11 protein-coding genes and 1 pseudogene are annotated in these 12,337 nt (G+C 70.5%); 11 read left to right on the top strand and 1 reads right to left on the bottom strand.

The window, feature by feature from the left end:
• Nucleotides 1–259 (top strand): annotated as a pseudogene (locus tag ABZ934_RS22195) (hypothetical protein); the annotation flags it as partial.
• On the opposite strand, the gene bldD reads toward ABZ934_RS22195, so the two are convergent.
• Nucleotides 256–756, bottom strand: coding sequence for a transcriptional regulator BldD (bldD, locus tag ABZ934_RS22190; RefSeq protein WP_007263032.1), 501 nt, complete (start codon nucleotides 754–756; stop codon nucleotides 256–258). The pseudogene ABZ934_RS22195 and the gene bldD sit on opposite strands and share 4 nt — an antisense overlap.
• 256 nt (nucleotides 757–1,012) lie before the next feature.
• On the opposite strand from bldD, the gene pyrR reads away from it, so the two are divergent.
• From pyrR to gmk, 10 genes are all read left to right on the top strand, one after another.
• Nucleotides 1,013–1,591, top strand: a complete 579-nt coding sequence (gene pyrR / locus ABZ934_RS22185; protein WP_361315829.1) for a bifunctional pyr operon transcriptional regulator/uracil phosphoribosyltransferase PyrR — start codon at nucleotides 1,013–1,015, stop codon at nucleotides 1,589–1,591.
• Between the two features lie 127 nt (nucleotides 1,592–1,718).
• Complete coding sequence (locus ABZ934_RS22180; RefSeq protein ID WP_361315826.1) at nucleotides 1,719–2,708, top strand: aspartate carbamoyltransferase catalytic subunit; 990 nt, start codon at nucleotides 1,719–1,721, stop codon at nucleotides 2,706–2,708.
• 2 nt (nucleotides 2,709–2,710) lie between these two features.
• Nucleotides 2,711–3,997, top strand: a complete 1,287-nt coding sequence (locus ABZ934_RS22175; protein WP_361315824.1) for a dihydroorotase — start codon at nucleotides 2,711–2,713, stop codon at nucleotides 3,995–3,997.
• The gene (locus tag ABZ934_RS22170) at nucleotides 3,994–4,575 is read left to right on the top strand and encodes a hypothetical protein (RefSeq protein WP_361315821.1); all 582 of its coding nucleotides are present in this window, start codon (nucleotides 3,994–3,996) and stop codon (nucleotides 4,573–4,575) included. The genes ABZ934_RS22175 and ABZ934_RS22170 overlap by 4 nt, the downstream gene beginning before the upstream one ends.
• Nucleotides 4,572–5,729: a glutamine-hydrolyzing carbamoyl-phosphate synthase small subunit gene (carA, locus tag ABZ934_RS22165; protein WP_361315818.1), complete on the top strand. Its 1,158-nt coding sequence runs from the start codon at nucleotides 4,572–4,574 to the stop codon at nucleotides 5,727–5,729. The genes ABZ934_RS22170 and carA overlap by 4 nt, the downstream gene beginning before the upstream one ends.
• A complete protein-coding gene (carB, locus tag ABZ934_RS22160) occupies nucleotides 5,722–9,033 on the top strand; it encodes a carbamoyl-phosphate synthase large subunit (RefSeq protein WP_361315816.1) in 3,312 nt (1,103 codons plus the stop codon). The genes carA and carB overlap by 8 nt, the downstream gene beginning before the upstream one ends.
• An 80-nt stretch (nucleotides 9,034–9,113) precedes the next feature.
• Nucleotides 9,114–10,223 carry a quinone-dependent dihydroorotate dehydrogenase gene (locus ABZ934_RS22155; protein ID WP_361315814.1) on the top strand — a complete coding sequence of 370 codons (1,110 nt, stop codon included), beginning with the start codon at nucleotides 9,114–9,116 and terminating at the stop codon, nucleotides 10,221–10,223.
• Nucleotides 10,224–10,237: 14 nt separating this feature from the next.
• A complete protein-coding gene (gene pyrF / locus ABZ934_RS22150) occupies nucleotides 10,238–11,083 on the top strand; it encodes an orotidine-5'-phosphate decarboxylase (protein ID WP_361315857.1) in 846 nt (281 codons plus the stop codon).
• A 288-nt stretch (nucleotides 11,084–11,371) separates the two neighbouring features.
• Entirely contained in the window at nucleotides 11,372–11,695 is a 324-nt protein-coding gene (locus ABZ934_RS22145; RefSeq protein ID WP_030234009.1) for an integration host factor, read from the top strand.
• Between the two features lie 61 nt (nucleotides 11,696–11,756).
• Nucleotides 11,757–12,320, top strand: coding sequence for a guanylate kinase (gmk, locus tag ABZ934_RS22140; RefSeq protein WP_361315812.1), 564 nt, complete (start codon nucleotides 11,757–11,759; stop codon nucleotides 12,318–12,320).
• Nucleotides 12,321–12,337: the final 17 nt, after the last annotated feature.

Below are 12,337 nucleotides of genomic sequence, written 5' to 3'. Positions count from 1 at the left end.
CTCGACGAAGGTCTCCGGCGAGATCCTCTTCCGGCACTGGGTGCTGCCCTTCGAGGCGCTCTCCGTCCTCCTCCTCGCCGCCCTGATCGGTGCCAGCCCGCGACGCTTCACGGCGTCGCGGGCCCTCCGTTCGTGCGCGGGCGTACGCCGGCGCACCACGCACGACGGCGGGTGCCGAACCCCCGGGGGTCCGGCACCCGCCGGTAACGTTTCTGCTGGGCCTGGGCCCGGTGGGACGCGTACGTCCTGGTGGGGCTAGATGTCCTCGTGGGCCACGGCGCGCCGGGCGTCCGCGTCGAGCACGCCCCAGCTGATGAGCTGCTCGGTCAGGACCGAGGGGGACTGGTCGTAGATGACCGCGAGGGTGCGCAGGTCGTCCTGGCGGATCGAGAGCACCTTGCCGTTGTAGTCGCCGCGCTGGCTCTGGATCGTCGCGGCGTAACGCTGGAGCGGGCCGGCCTTCTCGGCGGGCACGCCCGCCAGGCGCTCCAGGTCCAGGCGCAGCTTCGGCGGCGGCTCGGCCGCTCCGCCCGGGGTGGTGCCCGGCAGGAGTTCCTGCACCGGCACGCCGTAGAAGTCCGCCAGCTCGGCGAGGCGCTGGACGGTCACGGCGCGGTCCCCGCGCTCGTACGAACCGACCACCACGGCCTTCCACCGGCCCTGGGACTTCTCCTCGACACCGTGGAGGGAGAGGCCCTGCTGGGTGCGGATGGCGCGGAGCTTGGCCCCGAGCTGTTTGGCGTATTCGCTGGACATAACGCTCCCGGACGCTGTGACGCTGTGACGACATGGACGGCATGACCACGTGCGGCTCCGCCGCGCGGCTGGTAACTCACTGTGAGGTTACGCAGCGTTACTTGGATGCGTCAAGCCGAATGCTCTTCAACCCCTACTTAGGGGTCCCGGCCGGTGCCCGGTGGACGGACGGGGGCCGTCTCCCTGCTACGGTGGAACGCGAACATCAGACGTCCTTTAAGGTCCGTCCCGTGAGGCGGAGAAGGAGGTCCTTTCCATGGACACCCAGCAGAGCTCCGATGTCATGCGTCCCGTGCTGGACGCCCAGGACATCGCGCGGGTACTGACCCGCATCGCCCACGAGATCGTCGAACGCGCCAAGGGCGCCGACGACGTGGTGCTCCTCGGCATCCCCACCCGCGGCGTCTACCTCGCCCGCCGGCTGGCCGCCAAGCTCGAAGAGATCACCGGTACGAAGATCCCGGTCGGTTCCCTCGACATCACCATGTACCGCGACGACCTGCGGCTGAAGCCGGCCCGCGCGATCGGCCGCACCGAGATCCCCGGCGACGACATCGAGGGCCGCCTGGTCATCCTCGTCGACGACGTGCTCTTCTCCGGCCGCACCATCCGCGCCGCCCTGGACGCCCTCGGCGACCTCGGCCGCCCCCGCGCCGTCCAGCTCGCGGTCCTCGTCGACAGAGGCCACCGCGAACTGCCGATCCGCGCCGACTACGTCGGCAAGAACCTCCCCACGTCGCTGCGGGAGACCGTCAAGGTCCAGCTCCAGGAGGAGGACGGCCGCGACGCCGTACTGCTCGGCCAGCGGACCGACCGGGCAGCCGGGCAGCAGTAGCCCGACCGGTCCGGGTCCCGCCACGGGTGCCCCGGCCGCAGCCTGCCCTGCCCGCGACACCCGCCAGAGCGCCCGCCTGCCTGCCGCCCGCCCCGCCGCCTGCCCTCCCGACCTACGGAGCACCCAGATGAAGCGCCACCTCATCTCGGCCGCCGATCTCACGCGCGACGACGCCGTCCTCATCCTCGACACCGCCGAGGAGATGGCCCGCGTCGCGGACCGGCCGATCAAGAAGCTGCCCACCCTGCGCGGCCTCACGGTCGTGAACCTCTTCTTCGAGGACTCGACCCGCACCCGGATCTCCTTCGAAGCGGCCGCCAAGCGGCTCTCCGCCGACGTCATCAACTTCTCCGCCAAGGGCTCCTCGGTTTCCAAGGGCGAATCACTCAAGGACACCGCCCTGACCCTGGAGGCGATGGGCGCCGACGCCGTCGTCATCCGCCACCACGCCTCCGGCGCCCCATACCGCCTCGCCACCTCCGGCTGGATCGACTCCGCCGTCGTCAACGCCGGCGACGGCACCCACGAGCACCCCACCCAGGCCCTGCTCGACGCCTTCACCATGCGCCGCCGCCTCGTCGGACGCGACGCGGGCCTCGGCAAGGACCTGAACGGCCGCCGGATCACGATCGTCGGCGACGTCCTGCACAGCCGGGTCGCCCGCTCCAACGTCCAGCTCCTGCACACGCTGGGCGCGCACGTCACCGTCGTCGCCCCGCCCACGCTGGTCCCGATCGGCGTCGAGAGCTGGCCGTGCGAGGTCTCGTACAACCTGGACGAGGTGCTGCCGAAGTCGGACGCGGTGATGATGCTGCGTGTGCAGCGCGAACGCATGAACGCCGCCTTCTTCCCGACCGAGCGCGAATACTCGCGCCGGTACGGGCTCGACGGCGACCGCATGGCCAAGATGCCCGAGCACGCCATCGTGATGCACCCCGGCCCGATGAACCGGGGCATGGAGATCACCGCCGAGGTCGCCGACTCCGACCGCTGCACGGCCGTCGAACAGGTCGCCAACGGAGTCTCCACCCGGATGGCCGTCCTGTACCTGCTGCTCGGCGGCTCCGAGCCCGCCGTCACCACCACCCCAGCCGCGCGTACCGAGGAGAGCAAGTAACCATGAGCAAGATCCTTATCCGCGGGGCGAAGGTACTCGGTGGCCAGGCGCAGGACGTCCTGATCGACGGCGACACCATCGCCGAGGTCGGGCAGGACCTGTCAGCCGAGGGCGCCCGGGTCATCGAGGCCGCCGGCCAGGTGCTCCTGCCGGGCCTGGTCGACCTGCACACCCACCTGCGCGAACCCGGCCGCGAGGACTCCGAGACCGTCCTGACCGGCACCCGCGCCGCCGCCTCCGGCGGTTACACCGCCGTCTTCGCCATGGCGAACACCTTCCCGGTCGCCGACACCGCCGGTGTCGTCGAGCAGGTCTGGCGCCTGGGCAAGGAGTCCGGCTACTGCGACGTCCAGCCCATCGGCGCCGTCACCGTCGGCCTGGAGGGCAAGCAGCTCGCCGAGCTTGGCGCCATGCACGACTCCGCCGCACACGTCACCGTCTTCTCCGACGACGGCAAGTGCGTGGACGACGCCGTGATCATGCGCCGCGCCCTGGAGTACGTGAAGGCGTTCGGCGGCGTCGTCGCCCAGCACGCCCAGGAGCCCCGCCTCACCGAAGGCGCCCAGATGAACGAGGGCGTCGTCTCCGCCGAGCTGGGCCTGGGCGGCTGGCCGGCCGTCGCCGAGGAGTCGATCATCGCCCGTGACGTGCTCCTCGCCGAGCACGTCGGCTCCCGAGTCCACATCTGCCACCTGTCCACCGCCGGCTCCGTGGAGATCGTCCGCTGGGCGAAGTCCCGCGGCATCGACGTCACCGCCGAGGTCACCCCGCACCACCTGCTCCTCACCGACGAGCTGGTGCGCTCGTACAACGCGGTCTACAAGGTCAACCCGCCGCTGCGCACCGAGCGCGACGTCATGGCCCTGCGCGAGGCCCTGGCCGACGGCACGATCGACATCGTCGCCACCGACCACGCCCCGCACCCGCACGAGGACAAGGACTGCGAGTGGGCCGCCGCCGCCATGGGCATGGTCGGCCTGGAGACCGCGCTGTCCGTCGTCCAGCAGACGATGGTGGAGACCGGGCTGCTCGACTGGGCGGGCGTGGCCGAGCGCATGTCCTTCGCCCCGGCGCGCATCGGCGGCCTGGAGAACCACGGCCGGCCCGTCTCGGCAGGTGAACCCGCGAACCTGACCTTGGTCGATACCTCGTACCGTGGTGTCGTGGACCCCGCACACTTCGCCTCCCGCAGCCGCAACACGCCTTACGAGGGCCGTGAGCTGCCGGGGCGCGTCACTCACACCTTCCTGCGGGGCCGGGCAACGGTCGTGGACGGGACGTTGGCGTGACACCTGCAGTAATCCGACTGGCCGCCGAGGCCGCCGAACGACAGTCGGCGGAGGTGACGGACTGGGGCGCCCGCATCGCGTGGGTGATTGGTCTGCTCGTCTTCGTGGCGTTCGTCTACTGGCTGATGCGGCAGGGCTGGAAATGGCGCGGCACCCTGCAGGGCGATCTGCCGGAGCTGCCCGCCGCCCCGAGCGGTCTGCCCGCCCACCGGCTGGCGCTGACCGGCCGGTACCACGGGTCCACCACCGCCGGACAGTGGCTCGACCGGATCGTCGCCCACGGTCTGGGAGTGCGCAGCCGGGTCGAGCTCACGCTCACCGACGCGGGCCTCGACGTGGTCCGTCCGGGGGCCACCGACTTCTTCGTACCGGCCGCGCGGCTGCGCGGCGCCCGCCTCGACAAGGGAATCGCGGGCAAGGTACTCACCGAGGGCGGTCTGCTCGTCGTCACATGGGCGCACGGCGACAAGCTGATCGACTCCGGATTCCGCTCCGACCGGGCGGCCGAACACGCCGCCTGGGTCGAAGCCATCAACCTCATGAACCCAACCATCACGACGGAAGGCGCCGAACGATGACGACCTCCACCAGGGGAGCAGCCAAGACTCCCGCCGTACTCGTCCTGGAGGACGGTCGGATCTTCCGGGGCCGCGCCTACGGCGCCGTGGGGGAGACCTTCGGCGAGGCCGTGTTCTCCACCGGCATGACCGGTTACCAGGAGACCCTCACCGACCCGTCGTACCACCGGCAGGTCGTCGTGATGACCGCCCCGCACGTGGGCAACACCGGCGTCAACGACGAGGACCCCGAGTCCTCGCGCATCTGGGTCTCCGGCTACGTCGTGCGCGACCCCGCCCGCGTCCCGTCCAACTGGCGCTCCCGGCGCTCGCTGGACGAGGAGCTCGTCGCACAGGGCGTCGTCGGCATCAGCGGCGTGGACACCCGCGCCCTGACCCGCCACCTGCGCGAGCGCGGCGCCATGCGCGTCGGCATCTTCTCCGGCGAGGCGGTGATGGACGACGCCGTACTGCTGGCGAAGGTCCAGGACGCCCCGCAGATGAAGGGCGCGAACCTCTCCGCCGAGGTCGCCACGAAGGACGCTTACGTGGTCCCCGCCATCGGTGAGAAGAAGTTCACCGTGGCGGCCATCGACCTCGGCATCAAGGGCATGACCCCGCACCGGATGGCCGAGCGCGGCATCGAGGTGCACGTGCTGCCCGCCACCGCCACCGTCGAGGACGTGTACGCGGTCGAGCCGGACGGCGTGTTCTTCTCCAACGGCCCCGGCGACCCCGCCACCGCCGACCACGCGGTCTCCGTCATGCAGGGCGTCCTCGCCCGCAAGACGCCGCTCTTCGGCATCTGCTTCGGCAACCAGATCCTCGGCCGCGCGCTGGGCTTCGGCACCTACAAGCTGAAGTACGGCCACCGCGGCATCAACCAGCCGGTGCAGGACCGCACCACCGGCAAGGTCGAGATCACCGCGCACAACCACGGCTTCGCCGTCGACGCGCCCCTCGACAAGGTGTCCGAGACCCCCTTCGGCCGCGCCGAGGTCTCCCACGTCTGCCTCAACGACAACGTGGTGGAGGGACTGCGGCTGCTCGACCAGCCGGCCTTCTCCGTCCAGTACCACCCCGAGGCGGCCGCCGGCCCGCACGACGCCGCGTACCTCTTCGACCGCTTCACGTCTTTGATGAACACCGTCCCGATGGAGGCCGAGCGTGCCTAAGCGCACCGATATCCAGTCCGTCCTGGTCATCGGCTCCGGCCCGATCGTCATCGGCCAGGCCGCCGAGTTCGACTACTCCGGCACCCAGGCGTGCCGCGTCCTCAAGGCCGAGGGCCTGCGGGTCATCCTGGTGAACTCCAACCCGGCGACGATCATGACCGACCCGGAGATCGCCGACGCCACGTACGTCGAGCCGATCACCCCCGAGTTCGTCGAGAAGATCATCGCCAAGGAGCGCCCCGACGCGCTGCTCCCCACCCTCGGCGGCCAGACCGCGCTGAACACCGCCATCTCCATGCACGAGCAGGGAGTGCTGGAGAAGTACGGCGTCGAGCTGATCGGCGCCAACGTCGAGGCCATCAACAAGGGTGAGGACCGCGAGCTCTTCAAGGGCGTCGTCGAGGCCGTCAAGGCCAAGATCGGTTACGGCGAGTCCGCCCGCTCGGTCATCTGCCACTCGATGGACGACGTCATCAAGGGCGTCGAGACGCTCGGCGGCTACCCCGTCGTCGTCCGCCCCTCCTTCACCATGGGAGGCGCCGGCTCCGGCTTCGCCCACGACGAGGAGGAGCTGCGCCGCATCGCCGGCCAGGGCCTGACGCTCTCCCCGACCACCGAGGTGCTCCTGGAGGAGTCCATCCTCGGCTGGAAGGAGTACGAGCTGGAGCTGATGCGCGACACCAAGGACAACGTGGTCGTCGTCTGCTCCATCGAGAACTTCGACCCGATGGGCGTCCACACGGGCGACTCGATCACCGTCGCCCCGGCCATGACGCTGACCGACCGCGAGTACCAGCGGCTGCGTGACATCGGCATCGCGATCATCCGCGAGGTCGGCGTCGACACCGGCGGCTGCAACATCCAGTTCGCGATCGACCCGGTCGACGGCCGCGTCATCGTCATCGAGATGAACCCGCGCGTCTCGCGCTCCTCGGCGCTCGCGTCGAAGGCCACCGGCTTCCCGATCGCCAAGATCGCCGCGAAGCTGGCCATCGGCTACACGCTCGACGAGGTCCCCAACGACATCACCGAGAAGACGCCGGCCTCCTTCGAGCCGTCGCTCGACTACGTCGTCGTCAAGGCCCCGCGCTTCGCCTTCGAGAAGTTCCCGCTCGCCGACGCCACCCTCACCACCACCATGAAGTCGGTGGGCGAGGCCATGGCCATCGGCCGCAACTTCACCGAGGCGCTCCAGAAGGCCCTGCGCTCGCTGGAGAAGAAGGGCTCGCAGTTCACCTTCGTCGGCGAGCCCGGCGACAAGGACGAGCTCCTCGCCACCGCCGTCCGCCCGACCGACGGCCGCATCAACACCGTCATGCAGGCCATCCGGGCCGGAGCCACCCAGGAAGAGGTCTTCGAGTCCACGAGGATCGACCCCTGGTTCGTCGACCAGCTCTTCCTCATCAAGGAGATCGCCGACGACCTGGCCGCCGCCGAGAAGCTCCACCCCGAGCTGCTCGCCGAGGCGAAGCGGCACGGCTTCTCCGATGCCCAGATCGCCGAGATCCGCGGCCTGCGCGAGGACGTCGTCCGCGAGGTGCGCCACGCCCTCGGCGTCCGCCCGGTCTACAAGACGGTCGACACCTGCGCCGCCGAGTTCGCCGCGAAGACCCCGTACTTCTACTCCTCCTACGACGAGGAGTCCGAGGTCGCGCCCCGCACCAAGCCCGCGGTGATCATCCTGGGCTCCGGCCCGAACCGCATCGGCCAGGGCATCGAGTTCGACTACTCCTGCGTCCACGCCTCCTTCGCGCTCAGCGACGCCGGCTACGAGACCGTGATGGTCAACTGCAACCCGGAGACCGTCTCCACGGACTACGACACCTCCGACCGCCTGTACTTCGAGCCGCTGACGCTCGAAGACGTGCTGGAGATCGTCCACGCCGAGTCGCTCGCCGGACCGATCGCCGGCGTCGTCGTCCAGCTCGGCGGCCAGACCCCCCTCGGTCTCGCCCAGGCGCTCAAGGACAACGGCGTCCCCGTCGTCGGCACCTCCCCGGAGGCCATCCACGCCGCCGAGGACCGCGGCGCCTTCGGCCGGGTCCTCGCCGAGGCCGGCCTGCCCGCGCCCAAGCACGGCACCGCGACGACCTTCTCGGGCGCCAAGGCCATCGCCGACGAGATCGGCTACCCGGTCCTGGTCCGCCCGTCGTACGTGCTCGGCGGCCGGGGCATGGAGATCGTCTACGACGAGGCCCGGCTGGAGTCGTACATCGCCGAGTCCACCGAGATCTCCCCGACCCGCCCCGTGCTGGTCGACCGCTTCCTCGACGACGCCATCGAGATCGACGTCGACGCCCTCTACGACGGCACCGAGCTGTACCTCGGCGGCGTCATGGAGCACATCGAGGAAGCCGGCATCCACTCCGGCGACTCGGCCTGCGCCCTGCCCCCGATCACCCTCGGCGGCTACGACATCAAGCGCCTGCGCGCCTCCACCGAGGCCATCGCCAAGGGCGTCGGCGTCCGCGGTCTGATCAACATCCAGTTCGCGATGGCGGGCGACATCCTCTACGTCCTGGAGGCGAACCCCCGAGCGTCCCGCACGGTCCCCTTCACCTCGAAGGCCACCGCGGTCCCGCTGGCGAAGGCCGCCGCCCGCATCTCGCTCGGCTCCACCATCGCCGAGCTGCGCGCCGAGGGCATGCTGCCGAAGAACGGCGACGGCGGCACCCTGCCGCTGGACGCGCCGATCTCCGTCAAGGAGGCCGTGATGCCGTGGTCGCGCTTCCGCGACATCCACGGCCGCGGCGTCGACACGGTCCTCGGCCCGGAGATGCGCTCCACCGGCGAGGTCATGGGCATCGACACCGTCTTCGGCACGGCCTACGCCAAGTCGCAGGCCGGCGCCTACGGACCGCTGCCCACCAAGGGCCGGGCATTCATCTCCGTCGCCAACCGCGACAAGCGCTCGATGATCTTCCCGGCGCGCGAGCTGGTCGCCCACGGCTTCGAGCTGATGGCTACCTCCGGCACCGCGGAGGTGCTGCGCCGCAACGGCATCAACGCCACCATCGTGCGCAAGCTCAGCGAGGGCGAGGGCCCGAACGGCGAGAAGACCGTCGTCCAGCTGATCCACGACGGCCAGGTCGACCTGATCGTCAACACCCCGTACGGCACGGGTGGCCGCCTCGACGGCTACGAGATCCGTACCGCGGCCGTGGCGCGCGGCGTCCCGTGCCTGACGACGGTCCAGGCGCTCGCCGCCGCAGTCCAGGGCATCGACGCGCTCAACCGCGGCGACGTAGGCGTCCGCTCCCTCCAGGAGCACGCCGAGCACCTGATCGCGGCCCGAGACCAGTAGCCGTACGAGGAGGGGGACACCGGATTCGCGACAGCGACGGGTGTCCCCCTCTTCATGAGCGCAGAAGGACCACCACGCCGATGTACAAACTCTTCTTCGACCTCGTCTTCAAGCGGATGGACCCCGAGCAGGCGCACCACACGGCCTTCCGCTGGATCCGCCTCGCGGCCCGCACCCCCGTGCTGCGCACCTTCGTCGCCGCCGCCCTCGCCCCCCGGTACCGGGAACTGCGCACCGAGGCCCTCGGCCTGCGCATGCACGGCCCCTTCGGCCTCGCCGCCGGCTTCGACAAGAACGCCGTCGCCATCGACGGCATGTCGATGCTCGGCTTCGACCACGTCGAGATCGGCACGGTCACGGCCCAGCCCCAGCCGGGCAACCCCAAGAAGCGGCTCTTCCGCCTCGTCCCCGACCGGGCGCTGATCAACCGGATGGGCTTCAACAACGAGGGCTCGGAGGCCGTCGCCCGGCGCCTGGCGGCCCGCGAGGCGGTCTTCCGGACCGTGGTCGGCGTCAACATCGGCAAGACGAAGGTCGTGCCCGAGGAAGAGGCGGTGGCGGACTACGTCGCCTCCACCGAGCGCCTGGCCCGCCACGCCGACTACCTCGTCGTGAACGTCTCCTCACCGAACACCCCGGGGCTGCGCAACCTCCAGGCCACCGAGTCGCTGCGCCCCCTGCTGAGCGCCGTACGGGAGGCCGCCGACCGCGTGGTGACCGACCGTCGGGTCCCGCTGCTGGTCAAGATCGCGCCCGACCTCGCCGACGAGGACGTGGACGCCGTCGCCGACCTCGCCCTGGAGCTGGGCCTGGACGGCATCATCGCGACGAACACCACCATCGCCCGCGAGGGCCTGGGCCTGAAGTCCGAGCCCGCGCTGGTCAAGGAGACCGGCGGCCTGTCCGGGGCCCCGGTCAAGGCGCGCTCCCTGGAGGTCCTGCGCCGCCTGTACGCCCGCGTGGGGGACCGGCTGGTCCTGGTCGGCGTCGGGGGCATCGAGAACGCCGAGGACGCGTGGCAGCGCATCCTGGCGGGCGCCACCCTGATCCAGGGCTACAGCGCCTTCATCTACGAGGGTCCCGGCTACGCCCGCGCCATCCACAAGGGCCTGGCCGAGCGCCTGGCCGACAGCCCCTACGAGACGCTCGCCGACGCGGTGGGCGCCGAGACCCGGAAGGCATCCCAGTGACCTCTGCGACCACAGTGACCCCGTTCGGCGCCCGGCTGCGGGCGGCGATGGACTCCCGCGGCCCGCTGTGCGTCGGTATCGACCCGCACGCCGCCCTGCTGGAGTCGTGGGGCCTGGAGGACGACATCGCCGGGCTGGAGACCTTCTCCCGCACGGTCGTCGAGGCCCTCGCGGACTCGGTCGCCGTCTTCAAGCCGCAGGCCGCCTTCTTCGAGCGGTTCGGCTCCCGGGGCATCGCGGTCCTGGAGCGGACCGTGGCCGACGCCCGGGCGGCCGGCACGCTGGTCGTCATGGACGCCAAGCGCGGGGACATCGGCTCGACGATGGCCGCCTACGCCGAGACGTTCCTCTCGCCGGACTCCCCGCTGTTCTCGGACGCCCTGACGGTCTCCCCGTACCTGGGCTACGGCTCGCTCGCCCCGGCGGTGGACCTGGCCCGCCGCTCGGGCGCCGGACTCTTCGTCCTGGCCCTCACCTCGAACCCCGAGGGGGCCGAGGTCCAGCGCGCGGTGCGCTCCGACGGCCGGTCGATCGGCGCGACGATGCTGGCCCACCTCGCCGCGGAGAACGCGGGAGCCGAGCCGATGGGCTCCTTCGGTGCCGTCGTCGGCGCCACTCTCGGCGACCTCTCCTCCTTCGACCTGGACATCAACGGGCCGCTCCTCGCGCCCGGCATCGGTGCGCAGGGTGCCACCGCCGCCGACCTCCCGGCGGTCTTCGGCAAGGCCGTCGGCAACGTGGTCCCGAACGTCTCGCGGGGCGTGCTGAAGCACGGCCCGGACATCGCGGCGCTGCGAGCGGCGGCGGCCGGCTTCGCGGCCGAGATCCGCGCGGCGGCTCCGCCTGAGCGGGCGCGGTGAGTGGCGACGGACTTCCGCGCAGGGGGTCCGTCGCACCGCTTGACGAAAACCGAACGTCCACGACCGGACAAAACCGGGGTAGTTTGTCCGTGATGTACGGTTCAACGGAGGCTGACCAGGACTTTTCGTCCGTTCTCGCTGACTGGAGCGGTCCAGGCCGCTAGTCTCCGAGCAGAGTCAACGAACAGCGGAGCAGGATCGCCGCTGTTCGGGCGCTCGCCTGGTGTGGTGCCTCCTGGCTCCATGCCGGTCCGTATCCGACAGTTCGACATCCGAGGTGACGTAGGCGTGGCTCTTCCGCCCCTTACCCCTGAACAGCGCGCAGCAGCGCTCGAAAAGGCCGCCGCGGCTCGCCGGGAGCGGGCCGAGGTGAAGAATCGACTCAAGCATTCCGGCGCCTCCCTCCACGACGTGATCAAGACGGGACAGGAGAACGACGTCATCGGCAAGATGAAGGTCTCCGCCCTTCTCGAGTCGCTGCCCGGCGTGGGCAAGGTCCGCGCCAAGCAGATCATGGAGCGCCTCGGCATCTCCGAATCCCGGCGTGTCCGAGGTCTCGGCTCCAACCAGATCGCCTCTCTGGAGCGTGAGTTCGGCGGTAGCGGCGCCTGAGGCGTCGCCCGAAGTTCTCCCGGCGTTCTCAGGCAGTCCCTGGAACCTGGATAATCGCTCTATGGCAGCAGAGGTTCGTCCGCGGCTGACCGTGCTCTCCGGCCCCTCAGGGGTCGGCAAGAGCACGGTCGTCGCGCATATGCGCAGGGTCCACCCCGAGGTATGGCTCTCGGTGTCGGCCACCACCCGCAAGCCGCGGCCCGGTGAGCGACACGGTGTCCACTACTTCTTCGTCGGCGACGACGAGTTCGACAAGCTGATCGCCAACGGCGAGCTGCTGGAGTGGGCCGAGTTCGCGGGCAACCGCTACGGCACCCCGCGCGGCGCGGTGCTGGAACGCCTGGAGAACGGCGAGCCGGTCCTGCTGGAGATCGACCTGCAGGGCGCACGGCTCGTCCGCCAGTCGATGCCGGAGGCCCAGCTGGTCTTCCTGGCGCCCCCGAGCTGGGACGAGCTGGTCCGCCGCCTCACCGGGCGCGGTACCGAGTCGGCCGAGGTCATCGAGCGCAGGCTGGGCGCCGCCAAGATCGAACTTGCTGCCGAAACCGAGTTCGACACCACCCTGGTCAACACCTCCGTCGAGGACGTGGCGCGCGAGCTGCTAGCCTTGATGGACGTTGTCTGATCGTTGTTCGGTATTTG

The organism is Streptomyces sp. NPDC046557, from assembly GCF_040645975.1.
Lineage (GTDB): Bacteria > Actinomycetota > Actinomycetes > Streptomycetales > Streptomycetaceae > Streptomyces.
The sequence above is the reverse complement of the archived record's forward strand: the minus strand, read 5'-3'. Positions and strand labels throughout refer to the sequence as shown.